Origin of the sequence: Sulfitobacter sediminivivens (assembly GCF_042611115.2) — a bacterium.
GTDB classification, from domain to species: Bacteria; Pseudomonadota; Alphaproteobacteria; order Rhodobacterales; family Rhodobacteraceae; genus Sulfitobacter; species Sulfitobacter sediminivivens.
In genome coordinates, this window is the sequence record NZ_JBHGAR020000005.1 from 25,969 (window position 1) to 51,782 (window position 25,814).

The 25,814-nt window shown below is 57.3% G+C and carries 23 protein-coding genes and 1 other RNA gene; 17 read left to right on the top strand and 7 right to left on the bottom strand.

What is annotated here, in order from left to right:
• Positions 1 to 85: 85 nt before the first annotated feature.
• The 6 genes from ACEWL3_RS07200 to ACEWL3_RS07225 all read right to left on the bottom strand — a co-directional run bounded on the left by ACEWL3_RS07200 (position 86) and on the right by ACEWL3_RS07225 (position 4,524).
• The gene (locus ACEWL3_RS07200) at positions 86 to 577 is read right to left on the bottom strand and encodes an SspB family protein (RefSeq protein WP_386179483.1); all 492 of its coding nucleotides are present in this window, start codon (positions 575 to 577) and stop codon (positions 86 to 88) included.
• A 66-nt stretch (positions 578 to 643) separates the two neighbouring features.
• Positions 644 to 1,894 carry a chromate efflux transporter gene (gene chrA, locus ACEWL3_RS07205; protein WP_386179325.1) on the bottom strand — a complete coding sequence of 417 codons (1,251 nt, stop codon included), beginning with the start codon at positions 1,892 to 1,894 and terminating at the stop codon, positions 644 to 646.
• Positions 1,891 to 2,706: a chromate resistance protein ChrB domain-containing protein gene (locus ACEWL3_RS07210; RefSeq protein ID WP_386179322.1), complete on the bottom strand. Its 816-nt coding sequence runs from the start codon at positions 2,704 to 2,706 to the stop codon at positions 1,891 to 1,893. Before ACEWL3_RS07210 ends, chrA begins: the two co-directional genes overlap by 4 nt.
• A gap of 114 nt (positions 2,707 to 2,820) precedes the next feature.
• Positions 2,821 to 3,360, bottom strand: coding sequence for a CIA30 family protein (locus tag ACEWL3_RS07215; protein ID WP_386179319.1), 540 nt, complete (start codon positions 3,358 to 3,360; stop codon positions 2,821 to 2,823).
• A 51-nt stretch (positions 3,361 to 3,411) separates the two neighbouring features.
• Positions 3,412 to 3,758, bottom strand: a transfer-messenger RNA (tmRNA) gene (gene ssrA / locus ACEWL3_RS07220).
• A 13-nt stretch (positions 3,759 to 3,771) separates the two neighbouring features.
• Complete coding sequence (locus ACEWL3_RS07225; RefSeq protein WP_386179316.1) at positions 3,772 to 4,524, bottom strand: FadR/GntR family transcriptional regulator; 753 nt, start codon at positions 4,522 to 4,524, stop codon at positions 3,772 to 3,774.
• 77 nt (positions 4,525 to 4,601) lie between these two features.
• Between ACEWL3_RS07225 and ACEWL3_RS07230 the strand changes: the two genes are divergently transcribed.
• The 9 genes from ACEWL3_RS07230 to ACEWL3_RS07270 all read left to right on the top strand — a co-directional run bounded on the left by ACEWL3_RS07230 (position 4,602) and on the right by ACEWL3_RS07270 (position 13,485).
• Entirely contained in the window at positions 4,602 to 5,390 is a 789-nt protein-coding gene (locus ACEWL3_RS07230) for a DUF2182 domain-containing protein (RefSeq protein ID WP_386179314.1), read from the top strand.
• A gap of 1 nt (position 5,391) precedes the next feature.
• A complete protein-coding gene (locus ACEWL3_RS07235; RefSeq protein ID WP_386179310.1) occupies positions 5,392 to 6,099 on the top strand; it encodes a DUF1326 domain-containing protein in 708 nt (235 codons plus the stop codon).
• Positions 6,096 to 6,605, top strand: coding sequence for a DinB family protein (locus ACEWL3_RS07240; protein WP_386179308.1), 510 nt, complete (start codon positions 6,096 to 6,098; stop codon positions 6,603 to 6,605). Before ACEWL3_RS07235 ends, ACEWL3_RS07240 begins: the two co-directional genes overlap by 4 nt.
• Positions 6,605 to 7,708, top strand: coding sequence for a dimethylsulfoniopropionate demethylase (locus ACEWL3_RS07245; RefSeq protein WP_386179305.1), 1,104 nt, complete (start codon positions 6,605 to 6,607; stop codon positions 7,706 to 7,708). Before ACEWL3_RS07240 ends, ACEWL3_RS07245 begins: the two co-directional genes overlap by 1 nt.
• A gap of 72 nt (positions 7,709 to 7,780) precedes the next feature.
• The gene (acuI, locus tag ACEWL3_RS07250) at positions 7,781 to 8,764 is read left to right on the top strand and encodes an acryloyl-CoA reductase (protein WP_386179302.1); all 984 of its coding nucleotides are present in this window, start codon (positions 7,781 to 7,783) and stop codon (positions 8,762 to 8,764) included.
• Positions 8,757 to 9,245 (top strand): hypothetical protein, encoded by a 489-nt coding sequence (locus ACEWL3_RS07255; protein WP_386179299.1) that lies wholly within the window; start codon positions 8,757 to 8,759, stop codon positions 9,243 to 9,245. Before acuI ends, ACEWL3_RS07255 begins: the two co-directional genes overlap by 8 nt.
• Before the next feature lie 47 nt (positions 9,246 to 9,292).
• Complete coding sequence (locus ACEWL3_RS07260) at positions 9,293 to 9,712, top strand: HIT family protein (RefSeq protein ID WP_386179296.1); 420 nt, start codon at positions 9,293 to 9,295, stop codon at positions 9,710 to 9,712.
• A 169-nt stretch (positions 9,713 to 9,881) separates the two neighbouring features.
• Positions 9,882 to 11,672, top strand: a complete 1,791-nt coding sequence (locus ACEWL3_RS07265) for an SLC13 family permease (RefSeq protein ID WP_386179294.1) — start codon at positions 9,882 to 9,884, stop codon at positions 11,670 to 11,672.
• Between the two features lie 151 nt (positions 11,673 to 11,823).
• Positions 11,824 to 13,485 (top strand): hypothetical protein, encoded by a 1,662-nt coding sequence (locus ACEWL3_RS07270; protein WP_386179291.1) that lies wholly within the window; start codon positions 11,824 to 11,826, stop codon positions 13,483 to 13,485.
• A gap of 115 nt (positions 13,486 to 13,600) precedes the next feature.
• Here ACEWL3_RS07270 and ACEWL3_RS07275 read toward each other — a convergent pair whose 3' ends face one another.
• Positions 13,601 to 15,448: a BCCT family transporter gene (locus tag ACEWL3_RS07275; protein ID WP_386179288.1), complete on the bottom strand. Its 1,848-nt coding sequence runs from the start codon at positions 15,446 to 15,448 to the stop codon at positions 13,601 to 13,603.
• Between the two features lie 559 nt (positions 15,449 to 16,007).
• Here ACEWL3_RS07275 and ACEWL3_RS07280 point away from each other — a divergent pair.
• From ACEWL3_RS07280 to ACEWL3_RS07315, 8 genes are all read left to right on the top strand, one after another.
• Positions 16,008 to 17,231 carry an aminotransferase class V-fold PLP-dependent enzyme gene (locus ACEWL3_RS07280; RefSeq protein WP_386179285.1) on the top strand — a complete coding sequence of 408 codons (1,224 nt, stop codon included), beginning with the start codon at positions 16,008 to 16,010 and terminating at the stop codon, positions 17,229 to 17,231.
• 66 nt (positions 17,232 to 17,297) lie between these two features.
• The gene (locus ACEWL3_RS07285; RefSeq protein WP_386179282.1) at positions 17,298 to 18,722 is read left to right on the top strand and encodes a cryptochrome/photolyase family protein; all 1,425 of its coding nucleotides are present in this window, start codon (positions 17,298 to 17,300) and stop codon (positions 18,720 to 18,722) included.
• Between the two features lie 73 nt (positions 18,723 to 18,795).
• On the top strand, positions 18,796 to 20,007 hold the full coding sequence (locus ACEWL3_RS07290) for a class I SAM-dependent methyltransferase (protein ID WP_386179279.1): 1,212 nt from the start codon (positions 18,796 to 18,798) through the stop codon (positions 20,005 to 20,007).
• 29 nt (positions 20,008 to 20,036) lie between these two features.
• Complete coding sequence (locus ACEWL3_RS07295; RefSeq protein ID WP_386179276.1) at positions 20,037 to 20,477, top strand: TrgA family protein; 441 nt, start codon at positions 20,037 to 20,039, stop codon at positions 20,475 to 20,477.
• 4 nt (positions 20,478 to 20,481) lie between these two features.
• Complete coding sequence (locus ACEWL3_RS07300; protein WP_386179273.1) at positions 20,482 to 21,591, top strand: NUDIX domain-containing protein; 1,110 nt, start codon at positions 20,482 to 20,484, stop codon at positions 21,589 to 21,591.
• A gap of 51 nt (positions 21,592 to 21,642) precedes the next feature.
• Complete coding sequence (locus ACEWL3_RS07305) at positions 21,643 to 22,677, top strand: cysteine synthase A (RefSeq protein ID WP_386179270.1); 1,035 nt, start codon at positions 21,643 to 21,645, stop codon at positions 22,675 to 22,677.
• Positions 22,674 to 25,037, top strand: coding sequence for a DUF3772 domain-containing protein (locus ACEWL3_RS07310; RefSeq protein WP_386179268.1), 2,364 nt, complete (start codon positions 22,674 to 22,676; stop codon positions 25,035 to 25,037). The genes ACEWL3_RS07305 and ACEWL3_RS07310 overlap by 4 nt, the downstream gene beginning before the upstream one ends.
• Entirely contained in the window at positions 25,034 to 25,753 is a 720-nt protein-coding gene (locus ACEWL3_RS07315; RefSeq protein WP_386179265.1) for an alanyl-tRNA editing protein, read from the top strand. Before ACEWL3_RS07310 ends, ACEWL3_RS07315 begins: the two co-directional genes overlap by 4 nt.
• Positions 25,754 to 25,814 lie beyond the last annotated feature (61 nt).

The following is a 25,814-nucleotide window of genomic DNA, read 5'->3' on the forward strand; positions in this document are numbered from 1 at the left end:
CTCCTCGTCTGGCAAATGTGTCAAAAGCGGTGTAGCGCCCCGCGCCAGCCTGCGCAATCAGCCGATGGTGCTCATGCAGCCCAAATCATTTGCGAAAGGAATCAAGCGACACGATCTGAGCGTCCTTGACCGGCTCTTCTTCGACTTCAAGCTCATGTTCATGGACCTGCTTCAGCTCGGTGGCCTTGTCGGATGCTTTTTCGGGTGCGTCGGTTTCAGTGTTGTCTTGTTCTTCAAAGCGCAGACCAAATTCCACCGACGGATCCACAAAAGTGCGGATTGCATCATATGGGATATACAGCGGCTCTGGCGCATCGCCGAAATTGAGGGTGACTGAAAACCCGTCCTCGGTGATCTCAAGCTTGTCGTACCAATGTTGCATGACCACGGTCATTTCCCCAGGATAGCGATCAGAAAGCCAATCGGCGAGTTCCGCATCCGGATGGGTGGTGTCAAAGGTGATGAAAAAGTGATGATTTCCCGGCAGGCCCCGCTCGGCAACGTCAAGCAGAACCTTGCGGATCAAACCCCGCATGGCTTCGTGCATCAGGTTGCCATAGTCGATGTCGCGGCCCATGTTCATCTCCAGGTTGGCATAGAGCATGATCAGCATACGACATTTGTGGCCGAGGGAAAGGGGGCTTTACGTGACCATCGCAATCCCAAGGGCAGCGACAGCCAGAACTGCCATGGTGGTCACAAACCCGCGTTTTCCAACCAGCATCAACAGGGCCGCGGCAAGCGTAAAAACGGCGGCCAAGGCATTAAAACTGCTCAGCTCCGGGCCGGGCAGGGCCAGCCACACCTCAGGGGTCACTCGGTCAAATATAACATGCAGCGCAAACCAGACCGACAGGTTTGCGATAACCCCGACGACGGCTGCGGTGATGGCGCGCAAGGCCCCTGCAAGTCGCGGCTGGGCTGAGATGCGTTCCAGATAAGGACCAGCAAGGAAAATCCATAAAAAGCAGGGGGTGAATGTCACCCAAAGCGCTACAAGCCCTGCCGCAATCGCGCCCATCACACCTGATTGCGCAAACCCGGCCAGCAAAGCGACAAATTCGGTGACAAGGATCAATGGCCCCGGCGTGGTTTCTGCCAGACCAAGCGCGTCGATCATCTGATCCGTGCTGATCCAGCCATAATCTTGCACCACGGTCTGCGTCATATAGGCCAAGACGGCGTAGGCCCCGCCAAAGGTCACAATTGCCAGTTTGGAAAAGAACAAGCCCAGTTGCAGCAAGAAGTCGTTGCCCATGGCCCAGAGCGCCACCAAAGGTGCGGCCCAGAGGGCACCCCAGATGGTAATGGTGCGCGGTGCATGGCCTGCCTGGAGGGGTAGGGTGTCCACTTCTGGCGGTGCGGCGTTGTGGTAAAACATGCCCCAAAGGGCCGCTGTCAGGATGATCAGGGGAAAGGGCAGGCCAACGACAAAAAGTGCCAGGAATGACAGGACCGCCAAGGTCCAGCCTTGGGTGCCATGCAATGCCTTTTTCGCAACTTTGCGCAGCGCCTGAAAGACCACGACAATGACGGCTGCCTTGATGCCCAGAAACGCCGCTTGAACCAGTGGCAGTTCCCCAAAATAGGCATATCCCAGTGCTAGAACCGCGATGACCAAGGCACCGGGTACCACGAACAGCAGGCCCGCCAGCAGCCCTCCCGGCACGCCGCGCATGCGCCAGCCCGCATAGGTGGCAAGCTGCATCGCCTCTGGTCCAGGCAACAGCATGCACAGGCTTAGCGCGCGCAGATACGCGGCCTCGCTGAGCCAGGGTCGTTCTTCCACCAATTCACGGTGCATCAAGGCGATTTGCGCGGCGGGTCCGCCAAATGACAAAAGACCAATGCGGCCATAGACCCGCGCCATGTCCGGCCAGCTTGGTACGCTCATGATTTGCGATCCGCAGGCCAGTCGTGCCGTTCATCGGCCCCATCACGCGCCCAGCGGTACAGCGCATCATAAAGCACCATACCGGCCTCAAGCTGTTCCAGATCATCGCGGTACTGGCGCGACAGGCCAACCGACAGGGCCAGCAAACCCGCCGCTTGCGGGGACGTGTCATGGGTATCGGTATCGGCGGCGCGCACGACGCTTGCCAACCTGTCCAGCGCCTCTGTGTGCAGGGCAAATTCATCCAGCATCGTATCAAATGTGCACTTTGGGCCACGATGCGACCAAAACACATCCTCGACATCAAAGGGTGTCGCGCCATAGCGGTCTGCGACGCCCATGACCTCGGCGGGGGACACAAACAGGAACCGCGCATCGGGATCGACAAAGCGCCGGATCAACCAGGGACAGGCGATGCGGTCAATCTTGGGGCGGTGCCGGGTCACCCAAAGGGTCGCACCCTCAACCGGGTCGGGTAGGGCGGCGGCGGGAACGCGCGGCGCGCCAGCGTGATCGCCCCAACCATACTTGCCCCCCGACAGATACTCCGCCCGCACCCCATCGGCGCGCAACCACGCCACCATTCCCTGGCTCAGCTTGATGCCCTTTTGACAGATAACGACACAAGGCCGCCCTTTCAGGCGCGCCTTTAAGCCTGGCAAATCCTTGTGCGGGTGGCGAAACGATCCGGGGATCAGAAACGGGTCTGCGTCAAAATCGGGATCAATTGAGATATCGACGATGACCGGCGCATCGGGGGTGCCGATCAGGCGCAACAATTGGGGAACAGTGATTTCATTTGGGGCAGCCATGGCATGCATCCTTTAAAGTGTTGGAAACATGCGAACCTCTGGCTGTCGCCTCACGGGGCGTTCGCGGTGATCCCCATAGCACCAGCATCGGTGAATCGGCGCTTAAGTCAAGCCTCAGCGGTAGAAACGGATCGCGGCGACGGCCACGTCGGCCTCAAATTCCCTACCGATGGCAACGATGCCAATGCGGCGCACTTCAGCGGGGTCAAAGGTGGCGTCGGTCTTGTGCGGGGTGATATCGCTGAACGGAATGCGCAGGGTTGTCCATTCGGGTGATGCGACAAATTCCGTGCGGAACGACTGCCAGGGCCGGGTCAGGGCGTCCGTTCGCAGACGCAGATCATAGGCCTTACCATTGCCAAATACCTCTATTTCTAGCCCGGTGTGGTCAGAGGCATCAAAGCCGGTCCCATCCGGCAAAAGGTCAAACGCCATTTGAACAAAGCCGCCGTTGTTATCGAGCGAGACGGTGCCGGTCAGCCGGGTGGCGTACCGGCCCGCAACGTTTTGTGCATTGATCTGCCCGGTCGACACACCGCCCATCACGGTATCGGCCACGAATTCCCAGTCAGGTTTGAGGTTCAAAGCAGTGTCCTTTGCGGTAACAGGCGCGCCAATCGACAGAGTGGAGGCCAACAGAAGAGGGATCGACAATCGTATCATCCCCCAAACCTAGGGTGCACAGAGATCAAGGAAAGGTTTGAAAGTGCAGGTTTCTGTTGCCAGGTACCTGCGAACCCCGCCTTAGGTCGCTAAACCCAAGGACTTAATTTTCAGTCGTTAGGACCGCTTACGCGGCCATCGCAACTGGAGCACTATTGTTATTTGCAATTGTACTTTTTACGCCGATAACGGTGGCAGTCAGCCGAAACAAAGCAACATCTTTAGACGTTCGTCGATCCTATTTCGACCCCATGATCCCCAAATAAAGGATATTGGTGGAGTCGCCGGGTACCGCCCCCGGGTCCGAACCGCTTATTACATGCGCGTTTATGTCCATAGTCCCGAAGGACAAAATGAATATGGGGCAGAACCGGCAAAGTTTCAAGGGGCCGCTTGTGGCGTTCAAGACAATGGGGCGGGTGCCGCAGCGCTGGCCGCACGTCTGGCAAACACGTTTTGCGCCAGCGTTTGCGTCTCTCGCTCAAGCGCTTCAAGGCAATGGGCGCTGGCCTCACCGTCTTGCGCCTCAATTGCGTCGGCAATATCCGTGTGCAGTGCAATGATCCGAGCGCGGTCGCGGGCGGTAAAGGTGATCATGTTCATCAACGGCTGCATGCCCTCAACCGCCCCGGCCAATTGGTAGCTCAGCACCGGATTGCCCGCACCGTCCACCAGCGCGCGGTGAAACGCCACGTCTGAGGCACAAAACGCCTCATCCGTCAGGCCGGGTTGCGATTGCCGGTGGATTTCGGCGCGCATGGTTGCCAGATGATCGGCGGTACGCCGGGCCGCCGACATCGACGCGCAAGCCCGCTCTAAGGTATAACGGGCCTCGCAGGCGGTAGCGAAACTGACCGCGTTCATCGAGATGAGCAGCGTTGAGGTGGTGATCTGCTGGGCCTGTGCCGCCTCAAAGCTGAGCCGGGCCACAAATGCGCCGCCCGTGGCCCCCCGCTGAGTGCGGATCAGTGATTGGGCCGCAAGCCGTTTAAGCGCCTCGCGCACAGTGGGGCGGGACACTTTGAATTGTTCGGCCAGCTCTGCCTCGGAGGGCAGGCGTTCATCAACAATCAGACGCCCTTCGACAATGGCATCACGGATGGCGCTGGCAATCTGTGCCGATAAATCGGCGGAATTGGTGGGATCAATTTTCATATGTCTTACATTTAATGTTTGCCCGAAGTTTAATTGTCTGACATTAAATTCACAAGTGTGTTGAATCGGACAGTTTCATGAACCCAGTTCTGCGATCTTCCCTTTGGCTGGCCTTTTTTGGACTGGTGCTCGCGGCGTGGTGGATGATGTACGCCATGGCCATGCAGATGGACGTCGATCTGCTGGGGCGTCCCGGTGATATGGGTGAGGCGATGCGCGCCATGGACCCGCGCATGCCGATGTACATGCCGATGGCAAATTTCGGACCTCTGTTTGTGATGTGGGGCGCGATGATGGCGGCGATGATGCTGCCGACGATGGTGCCCACGTTGCGCAGCTACGAGGATCTGATGATCAGTGCCAATGGCACGCGCGCCGGATGGCTGGGCGTGTTGCTTGGGTATTTCTCAATCTGGCTGTGCTTTGCGGCCCTGATCGCCGCGGTACAATTGGCACTGCTGTTTGCTGGGGTGATTGACATGCTGGGCATCGCGCGTTCGCGGTGGACTGCTGCGACATTGTTGCTGGCGGTCGGCTTCTTTCAATTCACCCGCACCAAAGAGATTTGCCACGGCGTTTGCCATTCCCCGATGATGTATTTCATCGGAAACTGGCGCACAGGATTTGCGGGCGGCTTGCGCATGGGCCTCGGCCTTGGCATCTATTGCGCTTTGTGCTGCTGGGGTTTTATGGCGCTGGGATTTGCGGGCGGGGTGATGAACCTTGCCTGGATGGGTTTGGCCACGCTCTTTATGGTGGTGGAAAAACTGCCGCAGATTGGCCATCATGTAACAAAACCAATGGGTGTGATCCTGATCCTCGGCGCGTGCGTCGTAGCGGGCTGGCCCCTTATTTCAGGAGGATAAGATGCCACCAAAGAAAAGACCCGACGCGGATCGGCTGCCAATTTCACAGCGCATCGACCAGCGCATGCCGAACCCGAAGCGGCGCCAATCGGCCCCGACAGAATGGGCGATCAAGGGCGAGCTTTTCCTGAACTGCTCGTGCACTGTATTTTGCCCCTGCGTGGTGTCGCTCGGTGCGCATCCCCCGACCGAGGGGCATTGTCATGCCTGGATGGCCATTGCGATTGATGAGGGCCATTACGAAGGGGAGGACCTGAGCGGGCTGAACGTCGGCCTGCTGGTCGATATTCCCGGCCGCATGGGCGAGGGCAACTGGAAGGTCGCGGCATATGTCGATGAGCGCGCCAGTGGTAAAGCCTACAACGGTATCCTGCAGATATTCAGCGGTGCGGCAGGTGGCACGACCGGCCTTTTCACCATGCTGGTATCAGAGATTATTGGTGCCGAACGCGCCCCGGTTGAGATCACCCGAGAAGGCAACAAGCGTTCCATCGCGATTGGCCGCAAAATTCAAGGTGAGATTGAGATGATTGCAGGCAAAAGCCCCGATCATCCGGTGATGGTCAGCAATTCCAAATACTGGATGGGCCCCGATATCATCGCCGCCAAGGGCCTCAAAAGCCGGGTGCGCGATTATGGCCGCGTCTGGGCGTTTGACGGATTGTCGGCAGAGATTTGCCCGATTGACTGGAAAGGCCCCAATCCATGATCGAGCCGGCCTATATTCGTACGATGGCGCGGTACAATACCTGGCAAAACAATCAGTTGATGGGCATTCTTAAACTGATGCCTGAGGAAGAACTGATGTTGGACCGCGGGGCGTTCTTTGGGTCGATAATGGGCACGATCAACCACTTGCTGTGGGGGGACATGCTGTGGCTCAATCGATTTGATCCCACAGCGGCCGCCCCTCAATGCGAACCTGCTGATGGCCACAAGATGTTTCCAACCATCGGCACCTGGAGCGCTGAGCGTTTTCGCACAGATGGTTTGATCAGGCTCTGGGCAGAGCGGGTCAAAGCAGTGCACCTGCACGGCGATCTGTCCTGGTATTCAGGCGCGATGAAACAGGATTATTCGCTGCCGCTTGCGATGTGTATCATGCAATTTTTCAACCACCAGACCCACCACCGCGGCCAGGTCCACGCCATGCTGACGGCAACCGGGCGTGATGCCCCGGTCACTGACCTCGTTTTTATGCCAGAGGATATGTAATGGCGCTCATTTCCCCGTCCCGCCGCCTGCGCCGGACACCTTTCTCCGATGGCGTTGAGGCGGCAGGCATCAAAGCCTATACAACCTATAACCACATGTTGTTGCCCACGGTGTTCGAGAGTGTTGAATTTGACTATCATCACCTCAAGAATGCCGTTCAGGTGTGGGATGTCGCCTGTGAGCGTCAGGTCGAGCTGCGCGGTCCGGATGCGGCCAAGCTGATGCAGATGCTGACCCCTCGTGATCTGCGTGGCATGTTGCCGGGGCGGTGTTTTTATGTGCCGATTGTCGATGAAACAGGCGGAATGCTGAATGATCCGGTCGCGGTAAAGCTCGCTGAGGATCGGTGGTGGATATCCATTGCAGACAGCGATCTGATGCTCTGGGTCAAAGGCATTGCCAACGGCTATCGGCTGGATGTGATGGTCGATGAGCCCGATGTCAGCCCCTTGGGCGTGCAGGGTCCCAAAGCCGATGACCTGATGGCACGGGTGTTTGGCGATGCGGTACGCGACATTAAATTCTTTCGTTTTGGCATGTTTGACTTTCAGGGCCGCTTGATGGTTGTGGCGCGGTCTGGCTACTCAAAGCAAGGCGGATTTGAGATCTATGTTGAGGGCAGCGATATTGGCATGCCGCTTTGGCATGCGCTGTTTGAGGCGGGCAAGGATCTGGATGTGCGCGCCGGGTGTCCCAATCTGATCGAACGGATCGAGGCCGGATTGCTGAGCTATGGCAATGACATGACGGACGACAATACCCCGCACGAATGCGGCTTGGGTCGGTTTTGTGACACCCAGACGGCGATTGGCTGTATTGGCCGCGATGCGCTGTTGCGCGTGGCCAAGGAAGGGCCGAACCAGCAGATCAGGCCGATTGAAATCGCAGGTGGCAAAGTGCCGGGTTGTGATCGGGCCTGGCCGGTTTTGGCAGATGGCAAGCCTGTGGGTCAGGTCAGTTCGGCGGCGTGGTCCCCGGACTTTGATGTGAATGTGGCGATCGGGATGGTGCGGATGACCCATTGGGATGCCGGCACAAAACTTGAGGTGCATACACCCGGCGGTGTTCGGGACGCGGTTGTGCGGGACAAATTCTGGCTCTGACGCACCTTGCGACTTCAGATTTGTGTATTTTTGGAACAATGAAGCGGGGCGAAACCGCAAAAAGGAGATGATATGTTCAAGGCTTTGGTGGTGAACAAGGACGATGAGGGCAAGACACATGCGGGCGTAACAGAGATCAGCATGGATCAATTGCCGCATGGAGACGTGACCATTGCGGTTGAATATTCGACTGTGAACTACAAGGATGGGCTGTGCATTGGGCCGGGCGGCGGTCTGGTGCGCAATTATCCGCATGTGCCGGGCATTGATTTTGCGGGCACCGTCGAGGCGTCTGATGATGATCGCTATAAACCGGGTGACAAGGTTGTGCTGACCGGGTGGCGCGTCGGTGAGGCCCATTGGGGTGGATACAGCCAAAAGGCGCGGGTCAAAGCCGATTGGTTGGTTCCCCTGCCAGACGGCCTTGATACCCGTCAGGCGATGGCTGTTGGCACGGCAGGTTTTACCGCAATGCTGGCGGTGATGGCGCTGGAGGATCACGGGATCAAAAGCGGTCCGGTGCTGGTCTGCGGTGCTGCAGGCGGTGTGGGGTCTGTTGCCACCGCGATTTTGGCCAATCTGGGCCACGAGGTGGCAGGGGTGACGGGGCGGCCCGAGACAGCCGATTATCTGACCTCACTGGGGGCCACCCAGATCGTGCCACGCGAGGACCTGGCCGAAACCGTGAAGCGCCCGCTTGAAGGGGAAACATGGGGTGGTTGTGTTGATGCCGTGGGCGGTGCGATGCTGGCGCGGGTCTTGGGGCAGATGCAATACGGTGCCTCTGTTGCTGCTGTGGGGCTGGCTGGTGGTGCAGGGTTGCCTGCGACAGTGATCCCGTTCCTGCTGCGCGGTGTGAACCTGCTTGGCATCGACAGTGTTTTGCAGCCCTATGAAAACCGGGTCCGCGCCTGGGCCAGAATTGCAAAGGATCTGCCGATGGACAAGCTTGAGGCGATGGTACAGCCCGCCACATTAAGCGACCTGCCCAAACTGGGCGCTGACATCCTGAAAGGCCAGGTCAAAGGCCGCGTGGTTGTTGATGTAAATGCCTGATGTAGCGCCCTGCACTGTGCCGCAAGATGCGCTTTTGCAACGCTATGTGGGGCAGGCGGGGCATTACACCGATTGTTTTGAGACAAGGTTGCACGACGATGTGACGTTGCCTGCATTCATTTCGGCGTTCTACACCACATGGCTATTTGGTCTTGAACGGGCGGTCCTGACCGTGGCGCTGCGCCGCCGGATCCATGACCGAGACGTTGCGGCGTTGGCATCAGGTGGCGCGGATCGTTTTGCCGCCTGGACGGTAGAGGCACGTACAACAGATCAAATTCTGCTCTGCGACCTCAGGGGTAGCACGCGGTCGTATCTGGCCGTTGAACCGCTTGCAGATGGGGGCACCCGGCTGCTTTTTGGATCGGCCGTGATGGCGTCCAAATCGGGCAAGCTGGGATTTGGCGTAAAACAATTGATCCCGGCGCACCGATTCTATTCAACCGCTTTGCTGCGCGCCGCGTGTCGCAAATTGCCATGATGCCTTGAACCTCGTAAGACGACCACGACACAACAGTGGAGGCCCTCATGAGCACCTATGACAATGACAACATCTTTGCCAAGATTTTGCGGGGGGAAATCCCCAGTTTCAAGGTCTATGAGAATGATGATACCTATTGCTTCATGGACATCATGCCGCGCAGCGATGGCCATTGTCTGGTGATCCCCAAAACGCCTTGCCGCAATATGCTGGATGCGACTCCGGCACAATTGGCGGCCTGTATGGCGACGGTGAACAAGGTCGCCAATGCCTGTATGACCGCGTTCGGCGCGGATGGGATCACCTTGCAACAGTTCAACGAGGCCGCAGGCGGCCAAGAGGTGTTTCACCTCCATTTTCACATCCTGCCCAGGCACGATGGGCAACGGATGCGACCCGCCGGCACGATGGGTGATATGGATGCCATCAAGGGGCATGCCGAGGCGATTGCAAAAGCCATGGGCTGAACATCTGATCTGCCGGAGATGCTTCCCAAGGGACGACCCAGATCATCAGCTCGATATTTTAGGAAGCCGGGCTTGAAATATCGTCTGTGCAGTGCAGCTATCCCGTATGGTGCGGCGATCAAATGAAAATTATGGATCGGCCATTAGATAAAAATTGGGGGCTGTAGCAATGATTGACCTGTCTTTCTTTGGCCTCTCCGATGCTGTGGTGGCACTTGCGATCCTTTGCCTCATGTTCGCACTCTTTGTTTCAGAACGCTGGCCAACAGAGGTTGTGGCGATCGCAGGCGTGGCCTCGATGTTGATTTTCAACGTACTTTCGTATGAAGATGCGTTGACCGCGCTTTCCAACCCTGCGCCCTGGACCATCGGGGCGATGTTTATCATTGCCGGAGGGCTGGTGCGCACGGGTACCCTGGAATTGTTTACCCGGCTGGTCGAGGCCCGCGCCATCACCAGTCCGGGGATTGCTATTGCCATGTTGCTGGCTTTTACCGTGGTGGCGTCGGCATTCATGAACAACACGCCGGTCGTGCTGGTGCTGATCCCGGTCTTTGTGCAGCTTGCCCGCAAGCTCAAGGTTTCCGCCAGCAAGCTGTTGATCCCGCTTTCTTACGCGTCCATCCTTGGGGGTACTCTGACGCTGATAGGCACCTCGACCAACCTGCTGGTTGACGGCGTGGCGCGCGCGCACGGTCTTCAGCCTTTCTCGATTTTCGAGGTTACACCGCTGGCGGTGTTTCTTGTCGGTTGGGGCATGATCTATCTGCGGTTTGTCGCACCACGGCTGTTGCCTGACCGCGAAAGCATGGCAACACTATTGTCTGACCATGAGAAGAAAAAGTTCTTTACCGAGGTCGCGATCCCCGATGACAGCACGCTGATCGGCGCAAATGTCACCGAGATTGAGGCGTTTCAGCGCGAAGGAGTGAGGCTGGTCGACGTGCTGCGAGGCGACGTCTCGTTGCGCCGCGATCTGAAGGGGGTCACGCTTCATGCCGGCGACCGTGTGGTGTTGCGCACCCCTATGGCAGAATTGCTGGGTCTGCAGGCGGACCCCAAAGTGCGACTGGTCGACACGCTGAGTTCGCGCAGGAGCACAACTGTCGAGGTGCTGATCACGCCGGGGGCCACGCTGGTGGGCAGGTCAATTGGCCAATCGCAGTTGCGCCGCCGATACGGTGTGTATCCGCTGGCAGTGCATCGGCGGAACCGGAATATCAGCGGTCAGCTTGACCAGTTCGTTCTCCAGGTCGGGGATACGGTGCTTCTTGAGGGGGCACCGGAGGACATAAACCGCCTCGCTGATGATGCCGGTCTGGTGAACATCAACCAACCACTGGTCCGTGCCTATCGACGCAGCCATGCGCCACTGGCCACCGCAGCATTGATTGGCATCGTTGCGTTGGCCGCTTTCGCGGTGGCACCGATCCTGTTTCTGGCAGTGATTGCAGTCGCCTTCGTGTTTCTCACCCGCTGCATCGACGCAGACGAGGCATTTTCATTCGTCGACGGCCGCCTTCTGGTGCTTATCTTTTCGATGCTCGCCGTTGGGGTTGGGCTCGAATCCTCTGGTGCCGTGGGACTGGTGGTCAATGCAGCGGTGCCATACTTGCAGTCGATGCCGCCATTTCTGATCATCTGGTCGCTTTATCTTCTGACCTCGATCCTGACCGAGATGGTTTCCAACAACTCGGTGGCTGTGGTCATCACCCCGTTGGCGATCAGTCTTGCCGAAGCACTTGGAATAGATGCGCGACCCTTGATCGTTGCGGTAATGGTTGCGGCGTCTGCTAGTTTCGCGACGCCCATCGGATACCAAACCAACACCATGATCTATGGTCCGGGCGGCTATCGCTTTACCGATTTCATGCGGGTCGGCATCCCGCTGAGCCTGAGCGTGGGGCTTTTGGCGTCGACCCTCATTCCCTTTATCTGGCCGCTTGAGGGTGTCCAATAGAAGGGCCGTGTTGGATCGAATGGCGATCCCGGCGATTGCCTGAGAAAACGCCAGAAGACCAATCCTGACCTGCGAGCGAACATCCATTTCCGCGTCATGACAATTTGCGCGACTTGGGCTACTTTGTTCGCCAAGAGCGGGGGGAAATCCAATGGAATATTATGATGTCGACGTTTATGGGCGAAAGGTGACAACACATTCGCCCGAAGCGCAGCTTTGGTTCAATCGGGGGCTGGTGTGGTGCTATGCCTACTTTCACGACGAAGCGGTCACTTGTTTTCAGAATGCGATCAGCGCCGATCCCGGCTGTGCCATGGCGCATTGGGGTGTCGCCTATGCCATTGGTCCAAATTACAACATGCCGTGGGAACGCCGCGATGCGGCGATGCGCCAGGAGTCGCTGGCAGCAGCCTTTGACGCCACGCAGGCTGCCGTGGCTTTGGTCGATACGGTCAGCGCATGGGAACGCGCGTTGATCCACGCATTGCCAGCCCGCTTTCCAAAGCGGGAGCCGGAGAAAATAGAGGTCATGCGCGGCTGGAACGACGATTTTGCAGCGAAGATGCGGGATGTTCACGAGGCCTATCCCGAAGACCTTGATCTGAGGGCGATATTTGCCGAAGCGCTCATGAACCGGACGCCTTGGAAAATGTGGGATCAAACCACCGGCAATCCTGCGAAAAATGCAGGCACACTTGAGGCGCAGGCGGTCTTGGAAAAGGCGCTGAACGACATGCCAGAGGCAATGGTTCATCCGGGCATTCTGCATCTTTATGTGCATCTGATGGAAATGTCGCCGTTTCCGGAAAAAGCGCTCAAGGCTGGCGATGCCCTGCGGGTTTTGGTGCCGGACGCCGGGCACCTTATTCACATGGCATCGCATATCGACATTCAGTGTGGGCACTACCGCGATGTCTTTCATTGGAATTGGGAGGCGATAACGGTCGACAGGAAGGCGTTGGAGCGCCGGGGTGTCTATACACTTTATACCGGGTATCGCATCCACAACTATCATTTCGCCGTTTACGGAGCGATGTTCCTTGGTCAGTTCGAGCCAGCCTGGAAGGCCGCACGGGAGCTTGTCGAGGTGACGCCGGAAGAATTGCTGCGTGTTCCGTCGCCCCCGTTCGCAGACTTCTTTGAAAGCTATATGGCGATCTGGGTTCATGTGCTGATCCGGTTTGGCCGATGGAAACAGATCATTGATGAGCCGATGCCCGAGGACGGTGAGCTTTATGCCAACCTCACCGCGACGCTGCATTATGCAAAAGGCGTAGCACATGCCGCGCGCGGCAATGTGGATGAGGCCGAGACCGAAAAGCAACTGTTTCTGGCTGCCCGCGACCGCATGCCAGAGGCGCGGCGCATGCACAATGTGCTGTGTCTTGACCAGCTTGCGGTGGCTGAGGCGATGCTGGATGGCGAAATCGAGTATCGAAAGCAAAACTTTGATGTGGCGTTCGCCCGTCTGCGCGATGCTGTGGCGCTTGAGGATGCGCTGCCCTATGACGAGCCGTGGGGCTGGATGCAGCCCACCCGTCATGCCTTGGGTGCGTTGCTGCTTGAACAGGGGCGGGTTGATGAGGCCGAAGCGGTCTACCGCGAAGATCTGGGTTTGGGCGGCACGTTGAGCCGTGCGCAAACCCACCCCGACAATGTGTGGAGCCTGCGCGGATTGAACGACTGTCTGATGGCTAAGGGCGGCAAGGATACTCTCGAAGGCCGGCTGATTGCGCAGCGTCTGGCGCTGGCAGAAAGCCGTGCAGACCGCCGGGTGGGCGCGTCCTGTTTCTGCGCGCAGGCGGCGGAGTAACGGCGGCCTTTCAATGTCAGGCGGGTATTGGGTTGCATAGTTCAGGACCTTCAACCCTCAAATAAAAAGCGGCACCCGATTGCCCGGACGCCGCCTTCTTTTGTTGGGGTAACGCTTACTCAGCAGGTTGTGCGCTTGCTAAACCTTCAGCTTGACCCGCACGGTCACGACGACCGTCGTTATACATCGCCTTGATCAGTGAGATGACCATCCCCACCATCACGATGGTAAAGGGCAGGGCACCGATGATCATGGCGTTCTGCAGGGCCGAAAGACCACCACCGCCAGCCAGCAACAATGTCCCGATCACCAGCGTCAGGATCACACCCCAGATGATGCGGTGTTTGACGCCCGTTTCTTCTGCGCCACCGGACATGATGGTGTTCATCACCAGGATGCCAGAGTCAGCCGAAGTCACAAGGAACGTCATGATCAGCACCACGCACATGATGATCAGTGCCTGAAGCAATCCACCCGAGATCATCTGTTCCAGCGTCACAAAGAGTTTCGCCGAGTTCGATGCGCCAACGATGGCGGCCTTGGCTTCTTCGCTGTTCAAGGACAGATCAATCGCAGTGCCGCCCAGGATTGTCATCCATGCGAAACACACCAGCGCCGGTGCAATGACCGCGCCGAGCACGAATTCACGTACCGAACGACCTTTGGAGATGCGCGCAAGGAACAAGCCCACAAAAGGCGAGAACGCGATCCACCATGCCCAATAGAACGTGGTCCAGCCTGCTTGCCATCCGAACAGACGGCCCTCTGTACCGGCTGCATAGGCAGCGGCGATGTCGGCCTCTGGCAAGGATTTTGCGGCTTCCGGCAACCCGTCGGTAAAGCCTGCAAGGCTGCCCCATGGGTTTGTCGCCCCGGAATAGACCGCTGCGATGTCCTCGGCCCCAAGTGCACTTACGGCAGCAGGAGCGTTGGCGGCAAAGTCAGCGGCATCAATCGGGTTATAGGCAGAAAAGCTGAGTGAGAAGAAATTGAGGATGTAATCAACCAGTGCAGTTGCATAAGTTGTCATTGCGAAAAGGAACGAGCCAAAGATCACAAACGTCAAAAGCAGGATCAGCGACAACACCAGGTTGATGTTCGAAAGCCACTTGACCCCGCGTCCCACACCAGAAACCGCCGACAAGATCGACAGCGCCATGATACAGGCAAGCGCCACAATCAGACCTGTTTTGGTGGCGGTTGGTGCGTCACCCGTTGTGTCCATCAGCCAGCCTGCGCCGGTGATTGCATAGACGCCGTCAACCAGTTGGCTCACACCGAAACCGATGGTCACCGAAACACCAAGGATTGTGGCAACAACACCCAGTACGTCGATCACGTGACCAAAAAACCCATTGGCAAATTTGCCAATCAGAGGCGTCAGCGCCGACCGAATCGTCAGCGGCATGCCACGTGTATAAGCGTAATAGGCAAGGCTAAGGCCCGTCACCACATAGATCGCCCAGGCATGAAAGCCGTAGTGCGCAAAGGTGTAGCGGTACGCAGATTGCAGCGCGTCCTCACTGTTTGGGGCCATGTCAGAGGACAACAGAACGGGGTTCGATCCCCAAAGGCCGAGGGGTTCGGCGGTAGCGAATGTCATCAAACCGACACCCAAACCGGCACCGAACATCATCGAGAACCACGAGAAGTTGCTGAACTCGGGCTTTTGACCCGGCACGCCCAATACCCGTTTGCCGGTGGATGGGAGAATCGCGACGATAAAAAGGAAAAACGCGAACATTCCAACCGCGAGGATATAGAACGTATTAAAGCTCAAGAGCAGCGATGTGTTCACTGCAGAAAGCATTTCACCCGCATTCAGCGGGAAGACCAGCGCCCAAAGCACCAGCAAGACCATGCTGATCTTGGATATGAGCGCGATCGGAAGGCTGTAGCCATGATAGAAGCCGCCATCTTGCGTATTGATGTCGAGCTCCGTGAATGGAGGTTTAACTGACATTTTATTTAAGTCCCTGTTTTGTGGTCTGGTCGTTCTTTGCAACCAGATGTTGTGATCGTAGCACGTTTTTGCACAAAAAATAAACACCCCGATGCGCACAGAACTCTTGGTGGATCGTCGTGTCCAAAGTGGTGTCAGGGTAAACTTTTCATCAGGTCAGTTTGGGTGGCAAACGACATCACGGGTGCAAAACCGACCTCAAACGACGATCTCGCATCGGATTCTGCAAGGGTCGAGGATGTTTTCCGTATGTCTATTTAAGATGCGGCAACGCAGTTTTTTCAAGAACAGGAAGACCCGAGTGATGAGGCTTTGACACAGGTGAGTGGGGCAGCGACGGCGCTATCCTGACCAAGTTTGCGGCTTCGCAAATCCGGGTTGGTACCGCATGTGCGATCATCTGTCAGGGCCGTTCAAAATTGGCCCGCTTCAAGACGACCTGATCGACGCTGTCGCCGCTGACACCACTTCGTTGCAACCTGCCGAGCAATTGGGCTGCCATGTCAAAATCAAATGCCCCGGCGCTTGCGCATCTGAACCTTTGTCCTAAGTTGGTCGCATGACATTAGATACCGCATGGGTGCGCGCCCAATTTCCCGCATTTGCCGAACCTTCACTCAAGGGCCTGGCGTTTTTTGAAAACGCTGGTGGGTCTTATACCTGTAAGCCGGTTATTGATCGGCTGTTCCGGTTTTACACCCAACGCAAGGTCCAGCCCTACGGGCCCTATGAACCCAGTGTGATGGGGGGACAGGAAATGGACGAGGCACGTGCCCGCATGTCGGCGATTTTGGGCGTTAGTGGGGATGAGCTGAGCTTTGGGCCCTCGACCACGCAAAACATCTATGTTCTGGCACAGGCGTTTGGCCAGATGTTGGAACCGGGTGAGGCGATTGTCGTCACCAATCAGGATCACGAGGCCAACACTGGTCCATGGCGTCGGTTGGCGGAGCAGGGCATTGAGATCAGGGAATGGTGCATAGACCCCGACACCGGGCATCTGGACACCGAAGACCTTGAAAATCTGCTGGATGAAAAGGTGCGTCTGGTGTGTTTTCCGCATTGCTCAAACGTCGTGGGGCAGGTGAATCCGGTGACAGAGATCACCGCCCTTTCCCATGCGGCCGGTGCATTTGTCTGCGTTGACGGCGTCTCTTATGCGCCGCATGGCTTTGTCGACGTGGGTGCGCTGGGGCCGGATATTTACCTTTTTTCGGCCTATAAAACCTATGGGCCACATCAGGGGTTGATGGTCATCCGGCGCGCACTGGGGGAACTCTTGCCAAATCAGGGCCATGTTTTTAACGGTGGTTCGCTTTACAAGCGCTTTACGCCTGCCGGACCCGACCATGCGCAGATTGCCGCCTGCGCGGGGATGGCGGATTACATTGACGCGGCCTATGCCCATCATGTCGGCGGCGATGCAGGCCCGGCGGCACGTGGCGCTGCCGTCCATCATCTGATGCGCGCCCATGAGACCGAGTTGCTGCAACCGCTGCTCGACGGGGTGAAATCACGCAATTCAGTGCGCCTGATTGGCCCCTCTGAGGCAACGGACCGTGCGCCAACAGTTGCCCTTGCGCTCAACCGTTCTGGTGCAGACGTGGCCAAAGCGCTGGTGAAACATGGAATTATGGCGGGGGGTGGAGATTTTTACGCAGGCCGCGCGCTGAGCGCGATGGGCGTCGATGCGGCCAAAGGGGTTTTGCGCCTCAGTTTCACCCATTATACAACCCGCGCCGAGGTCGATCAGCTTCTGACTGCTTTGGATGAAGTTTTGTGAAACCAATGCCTTGAATGATCCACGTCTGCCCTAGATCGTAGTAAAAGGGAAAAGGGGTCAACGGCAATGGATGACACAAAACCGATCATTTTGTGGTTCCGGCGGGATTTGCGGCTGAGCGATCATGCAGCGCTGACTGCGGCGTGCGAGACCGGGCGTCCGGTGATCCCGGTGTTCATTTACGATGGTTTGGTCGAAACGCTTGAGGCAGCCCCGAAGTGGCGGCTTGGGCTGGGGTTGCAAGCGCTGAGCAAAACACTTGCCGACAAGGGCAGCCGCCTGATCCTGCGCCGCGAGGGCAGAGCGCTGAAGGCTCTGCGCGCGCTTGTGGCACAAACTGGTGCGACCTCGATCTATTGGTCACGGCTTTATGATCCTGAGGCGGTGGCCCGCGACACCTCTATTAAAGAAGCGTTCAAGGCCGAAGGGGTCGAGGCGCGGTCGTTTGGTGGCCATCTGATGTTTGAGCCCTGGACCGTTGAAACCAAAACAGGCGGGTTTTATCGGGTCTATACACCGTTTTGGAATGCGGTAAAAAATGTTGGGGTGGATACGCCACGTCCCACGCCACGCGACATCCGCCCGCCGCAGGATTGGCCAGAAAGTGATACGCTGGACGATTGGCAAATGGGTGCGGCGATGAACCGAGGGGCCGAAGTTGTGCGCCCCTTTGCCCTTGTTGGTGAACAATCCGCCCAAGGCAGGCTGGGTCACTTCATTGCCGACGTCGTGGATGGCTATGGCGACAATCGCGACATTCCCGGCGTTGATGGCACCTCGGCCCTGTCCGAGAACCTTTCGCTGGGTGAAATCAGTCCGCATCAATGCTGGCACGCAGGCCACAGAGCCATGCAAGAAGGCAAACGGGGTGCCGAAAAATACCTCAAGGAACTGGTGTGGCGTGAATTTGCCTATCACCTGATGCACCATACGCCCCGGATGCTGGATGGGAACTGGCGCGAGGAATGGGATGCGTTCCCCTGGAAAACCGACGCCGACAGCGCCCATGTGGTTGCCTGGAAACAGGGGCGCACCGGGATCAGGTTTGTCGACGCCGCGATGCGCGAGCTTTACGTGACGGGCCGCATGCACAATCGCGCGCGGATGATCGTCGCAAGCTATCTGACGAAACATCTGATGACCCACTGGAAAGTGGGGCAACACTGGTTTGAACAATGTCTGATTGATTGGGATCCGGCCAGCAATGCGATGGGCTGGCAATGGGTGGCAGGGTCCGGGCCGGATGCGTCGCCCTATTTCAGGGTTTTTAACCCCGATACCCAGCTTGATAAATTTGACAAGCACCGCGATTACGTCAGCCGCTGGATTGCCGAAGGGCGCGCCGACCCGCACAAAGATGCTCTGGCTTTTTTTGATGCGATCCCGCGCAGTTGGAACCTGTCGCCGGATGATCCCTATCCAGACCCAATCATGACGCTGGACGCCGGCCGCAAGCGGGCACTCGCCGCTTATGAGGACCGCGGATTTTAATATTTGTTAATATTGCAGGGGGCGATAAAGTTGCATCGCCTCGCATGAAAATGAACACCAAGGGGATGTGGGCGTGTATCTAACCAGCACCGAAGGACAGGCAGACCTGCCGCGCTATTTCACGCGGGTCTACGCGATGGCGCGCAACATGCAGCATGGGCGGGTCGACTTTGTCCTGCCCGATGGCCGTACGTTTCGCGCGGATGGCGCGAAACCGGGGCCGGTTGCCGAATTGCGGATCCATAACAACGACCTGTTTGCGCGTCTGATCCGTGAGGGCGACCTTGGCTTTTGCGATGCCTACCTTGATGAATGGTGGTCCACACCCGATTTGCAGGCCTTTATGGACCTGGTGCATGCGGACAACGAGGACATTTATGACGGGTTTCCCGGTATGGCTCTTGTGCGGGTGTTTGAACAGTTCCGGTTCTGGCTGCAACGCAATCACAAGACGCAGGCACGCAAGAACATCAGCTATCACTATGATCTGGGCAACGACTTTTATAGCCTCTGGCTTGACGACACGATGACCTATTCCTCGGCGCTTTTTGAGGATGGCGCGCAGCAATCTTTGGAAGCAGCGCAGACCGCCAAATATGCTTCGATGGTGGATCAGATGGGCGTCGGGCCGGGTGATCACGTGCTTGAAATCGGCTGCGGTTGGGGCGGGTTTGCCGAATATGCTGCCAAGGAACGCGGGTTGCGGGTGACGGGACTGACCATCAGTCAGGAGCAGTTTAACTATGCCAGGGAACGTATTGAAAATGCAGGGCTTTCGAGCCTTGTTGATTTCAAGCTGCAAGATTACCGTGACGAACAGGGGACCTATGATGGCATTGCCAGCATCGAGATGTTTGAAGCCGTAGGGGAAAAATATTGGCCAACGTACTTTGATACCGTCCGAGAGCGCCTGAAACCGGGCAAGGCCGCGACGCTACAGATCATCACCGTCGATCACCGGCGCTGGGATGTTTACAAACGCGGTGTGGACTTTATCCAAAAATACATCTTTCCGGGAGGCATGCTGCCCAGCCCAAAGGTGCTGCGTGAACAGGTGGAAAAGGCGGGTCTTGTTGTTGATAGGTCGATCGAATTTGGCAAAAGCTATGACATCACGCTGCGCCGCTGGCACGAAACCTTCAATGCGAAATGGGACCAGATCACCGCAATGGGCTTTGACGACCGGTTCCGTCGTATGTGGAATTTTTACCTCACTTCTTGCGCAGCGACATTTGACAGTGGAAATTGTGATGTAACGCAGATTACGGTGAGGCGACCCATTTAGGGTCGAATGACCGTAAGAGGAGCCTTGCCATGCCCACAGCCGCGCGTTTGGTGGCCGCCATATGTCTGGCAATCGTTGCGTTCATCGTGTCCGGGATGATTATGCCCTTGATGCCGGAAAGCACTGATTTTGGCTATTTCGTACCACTGAACATCATCATAGGCCTTTTAGCGGGCTGGATTGTCATGGGTCGGCGGGTGGGACGCGGCACCACCGCAGCAATCAACAACGGATTGACTGGGGTGTTTGTCATGATGCTTTGGGGGATCGGCGTGCAGGCCTGCAACGAGATGGTGCGCCTTGCGATGAAAAACCGCTATGACAACGCGATGGAGGCGATGGTCGCCATCTTTCAAATCGGAGCAGAGTTTGGCCTGATGATCGCAACCGTACCGATCGGGCTATTTTTACTCGTTGGGGCAGTGGTCAGCGGTCTTGTGACCGAATATGCCGGCAACCGCTGGCGCTAACCGGATGAAAAACCTGTTTTTTTATGGCACGCTGCGGCATGTGCCCTTGTTGGAAATTGTGATGGGACGCGGGGCAGGAATGCTTGATGTGACGCCTGCACACCTGCCGGATTTTCTGGTGTCCTCGGTGGCCGAGGGGCCGTTTCCGATGATTTCACCCTCCATCGGAGACAGGGCTGAGGGGCTGTTGGTCCGTGGGCTAAGTGATGATGACATCGCGCGACTGGACTTTTACGAGGGCAGTTTTGCCTATGATTTAGTGCAGGTCCAGCTGTCAGATGGGCAGGAAGCCGAGGTTTATGTGCCGCAGCCGGGCATGTGGACGCCAGATGGTCCATGGCTATTGAGCACGTGGGAGGCCAAATGGGCCGCCCTTTCTTGCCACGCCGCGGTCGAGGTCATGGGGTATATGGGCGTTAAGACCCGCGATGAAGTGGCGGGAATGTTCCCGATGATCCGTAGACGCGCAGGATCAAAGGTAAATGCAGCACGCTCGCTGCATGGGGAAAGGACGATGCACGGCAGGGTTGAGGTGATGGATCGCCGACGCAGCTATGCGCATTTCTTTGCCTTGGATGACATTCTGCTGCGTCACGAACGGTTTGACGGCAAAATGACCGAACCACTGGATCGTGCGGTTTTTTTGGGGGCGGATGCCGGGATCATGTTGCCTTATGATCCGGTCCGGGACCGGGTGCTGCTGGTGGAACAGATACGCATGGGACCGCTTGCGCGCGGCGATGCCTCGGTTTGGCAGTTGGAGCCGATTGCGGGCCACATTGACCCTGGTGAAACACCAGAAGAGGCCGTGGTGCGCGAAGCGCAGGAAGAGGCCGGGCTGAATGTGCGTTCGCTTGAAAAGGTGGCTGAGGTCTATGCGTCGCCGGGCAATTCAACCGAGTTTCATTATATTTTCGTAGGCCTGGCCGATTTGCCGGATGTGGAACAGGGCACAGGTGGCCTCGATAGTGAGGGCGAAGACATCCGTTCGCATTTCCTCAGTTTCGAGGCGCTGATGGCATTGGTATCCGGCTATGGCGCGGGCAATGCACCGCTGGTTTTGGCCGCTTACTGGCTGGCCCACAACCGCGCGAGGTTAAGGTTGAAGGCTTGAGGTTAACTGGGGCTGCGGATACACCAAAGGCAACTTGATTTGGGGGCATCCATGCACGTCGCGAATGATCTGGCGCAGGCCATCGGAAACACACCATTGATCCGGTTGAGAAAGGCCAGTGAGGAAACAGGGTGTGAAATATATGGCAAAGCCGAATTCATGAACCCCGGCCAGTCCGTCAAGGACCGCGCCGCTCTGTTCATTATACGTGACGCCGTTGCAAAGGGCACGCTGAAGCCCGGCGGTACGATCGTTGAAGGGACAGCCGGAAACACCGGCATCGGCCTTGCGCTGGTTGGTGCGTCGATGGGGTTCAAAACGGTCATCGTGATCCCAGAAACCCAATCGCAGGAAAAGAAAGACATGTTGCGGTTGGCGGGCGCAGAATTGGTGCAGGTGCCCGCCGCCCCTTACCGGAACCCCAACAATTTTGTACGCTATTCAGAACGGCTTGCCAAAGAATTGGCACGCACCACCAACGAGGGCGTGATCTGGGCCAACCAATTTGACAATGTGGCCAACCGTCAGGCCCATATCGAAACCACAGGGCCAGAGATCTGGGAACAAACCGACGGCAAGGTCGACGGATTTTGCTGTGCCGTCGGGTCAGGTGGGACATTGGCGGGCGTTGCAATGGCGCTGCAGCCCAAAGGGGTAAAAATCGCGCTGGCTGATCCTGATGGTGCAGCACTTTACAGCTATTACACGACCGGCGAACTTGCGAGCGAAGGTGGGTCAATTGCCGAAGGCATCGGGCAGGTCCGCATCACCAAGAACCTCGAAGGATTGAAACCGGATTTCAGCTATAATGTGTCCGATGCCGAGGCGCTGCCGGTGGTCTTTGATTTGCTGGAACACGAGGGGCTGTGTCTGGGGGCATCATCGGGCATCAACGTTGCCGGCGCCATGCGGATGGCCCGCGATATGGGGCCGGGACATACGATCGTCACCATCCTGTGTGACTTTGGCACACGGTATCAGTCGAAATTGTTCAACCCTGAATTCCTGAGTGAAAAGGGCCTGCCGACCCCCGGTTGGCTGGATCGCGCGCCAGCCTCGATCCCCGGCGTGTTTGAAGACGTATGAAAAACCTGCTGATCCAAAGTGTGCTGGCGATTGGGTTTGTCGTCACGCTTGTTACGGCGACATTTGCCCAGAATGATCTGAGCGAAGATCTTGAGCGCTACAATGTCCTGGCCCTGCGTGCCGAGGAATCGATCCTGAACGACTCACTGAGCGATGAGACATTCGAAGCCATACGCGAGAGGATCGCCGAATACCGCGCTGAATTTGATGCCGCACGAAACGCAAATGCGGGCCGGATTGCGACCCTTCGTGAGCAGATAGCTGCCTTGGGAACGCCGCCGGAAGGCGAAAATGCAGTCCCAGAAGACCCAAGCATTGCGGCCAAACGCGAAGACCTGACTGCACAGCTCAATGCGTTACTTGCCCCGGTTCAGAAGGCTGAGGCGTCGTTTCTAGAGGCAGATGGGCTGGTGCGGCAAATCGATCAGCTGCTGCGCGACCGGCAGACCAACAAGCTTTTGACGATTTCTCCGACGCCGCTTAATCCGGTGCATTGGCCGCAGGCATGGGCCGACCTGCGGCGGGCAACCGTTGAGATATGGGCGCAGAATGATCAAAAAGACGGCGCTGAAAGGTGGGATAAATTACGTGAGAATGGCCTGATTGTCGTATTGTCGATGGTCATCGGTCTGGTGCTGATTGTGCGCGGCCGTAGCTGGGCTACCAAGATTGTGGGGCGGCTTGAGCGGTTTGGCGCGCGTGGTTTCGGGATTTGGCGGTTTCTGGTTTCGCTGCTGCGTATTCTCATTCCTTTGATTGGCCTGTCGAGCGTTGCCCTGTCCATCGGTGTCACAGGGATTCTGGGGCAGCGTGGCAATGAGGTACTCATGCTGGTGCCAATCATTGGCGGGTTGATGCTGGGGTTTCGCTGGGTTGCTGAACGGGTTTTTTCTAAAGCTGATGATGAGGCGCTGCTGCTGCTCAGCCAATTGGCGCGCAAAAAGGCACGGTCCTATGTCAGTGTGATCACCGTCGCGATCATCATTGATGTGGTCCTGACCCAGATACTTGAGGGGTCTGACCCGGCACCCAGCACAGTCCCGGTCATTGCCTTCATCACCTATCTGATCATCTGTTTCGCCCTGTATCAGCTTGGCGTCATCCTGAAGGGGTACACGGAGCCATCTGAGCCAGAACAAATCGGGGCGGAAGCGCGTGTGTCAACACATACAAAAGTGGTCCGGAGCATTGGGATCGGGGCCATCGTGGTGTCCTGTCTGACACCCATTCTGATCGGCTTTGGCTATCTCGGTGTCGCTGAGGCAATGCTGCAACCCTATGTCATGTCAATTGTAATTTTTGGCCTGTTGATGACGCTGCAACGGTTCTTGACCGATGTTTATGGCGCAATTACAGGGCAGGGCATTCAGGCACGTGATGCGCTGATGTCGGTCGTTTTTGGCATGGTCTTGTTGCTTCTGGCGTTGCCCGTTCTGGCGCTGCTTTGGGGTGCGCGCCCCACGGACCTTTCTGAATTGTGGACGGCTGTTGGCCGTGGGTTCGCTGTTGGTGAAAGCCGGATTTCGCCCACCGATTTCCTGAAATTCGCAATAATCTTTGTTGTGGGCTACGTCCTGACACGGCTCATTCAAAGCATGTTGCGCAGCAACGTCTTGCCGAAGACCAAGATAGATATCGGCGGACAGAATGCGATTGTTTCGGGTCTGGGCTATGTCGGTATTTTTCTTGCGGCATTGGCTGCCATCACCGGTGCGGGCATTGATCTGTCATCGCTTGCCATTGTCGCTGGTGCATTGTCGGTCGGCATTGGTTTTGGTTTGCAGAACATTGTCAGCAACTTCGTATCTGGCATTATCTTGTTGATCGAACGCCCGATCTCACAAGGGGACTGGATCGAGGTCGGTGGCCAGATGGGCTATGTGCGCGACATTTCTGTCCGGTCCACCCGGATCGAGACCTTTGACCGCACGGATGTGATCGTGCCGAACGCGGATTTGGTCAGTGGGACCGTCACAAATTATACCCGTGGCAACACAGTGGGACGGGTCATCGTATCAGTTGGTGTGGCTTACGGCACAGACACTCGGCGGGTCGACAGGATCCTTCGGGAAATTGCCGAAGCTCAGCCAATGGTATTGAGCACTCCGCCGCCGAACATTGTGTTCATGAATTTTGGTGCAGACGCATTGGAGTTTGAGGTTCGGATGATGCTGAGGGATGTGAACTGGATGATGATTGTCAAAAATGACGTGAATCACGCCATCGCCGAACGATTTGCTGCAGAAAAGATCGAGATACCCTTTGCGCAGCGTGATCTGTGGATACGCAACCCGGAGGCGCTGACCGGGGCAGGGCCGCTCAAAGCGACAAAAACACCAAAAGGCAAGACCGCCACATGACCCAGATGCTGTTTCGTGATGATGCCTATCTGCGCGATGCCCCGGCGCAGGTTGCGGGACATACCGCAGAAGGCGGTCTGGTGTTGGATGCGACGGTTTTTTACCCAACCGGCGGTGGGCAACCCGGCGATTCCGGATGGATCGAATGGGATGGCAAGCGCCTTGTCATTGCCACCGCCGTCAAAGGGGAGGGCGATACTATTGTTCTGGTCCCGTCCGAGCCGGTCAGCCTTCCCCCTGTCGGGGCGCATGTGGTTCAGGTGCTTGATTGGGACCGGCGCTACAAACACATGCGGGTCCATACGGCGCTGCATTTGTTGTCTGTCGTGATCCCGTTTGGCGTGACGGGGGGGCAGATTTCCGCAACCCACGGACGATTGGATTTTGACATGCCGGACGCGCCACAGGACCGCGACGCGATTGAGGGCGACCTGAATGATCTGGTGTCAGTGGACGCACGCGTCAGCGAAGACTGGATCACCGCAGCCGCCCTCGCGGAGGCACCGCATCTGGTCAAGACGATGGCTGTGCAGCCGCCAAAGGATGCAGGCGACATCAGGTTGATCCGTATCGGAGAAGATCAAGACCGCATTGATCTGCAACCCTGCGGCGGTACGCATGTGGCGCGCACAGGCGAGATCGGGGCATTGAGGTTGGGCAAGATTGAGAAAAAAGGCAGGCTGAACCGACGCGTTTATGTTCACCTCGACAGCTGACATGACAGTCACAGGTCTTGTGCCGATTTCCCTCTTGCAAGTTGGCCCCGCCCCACGCTAA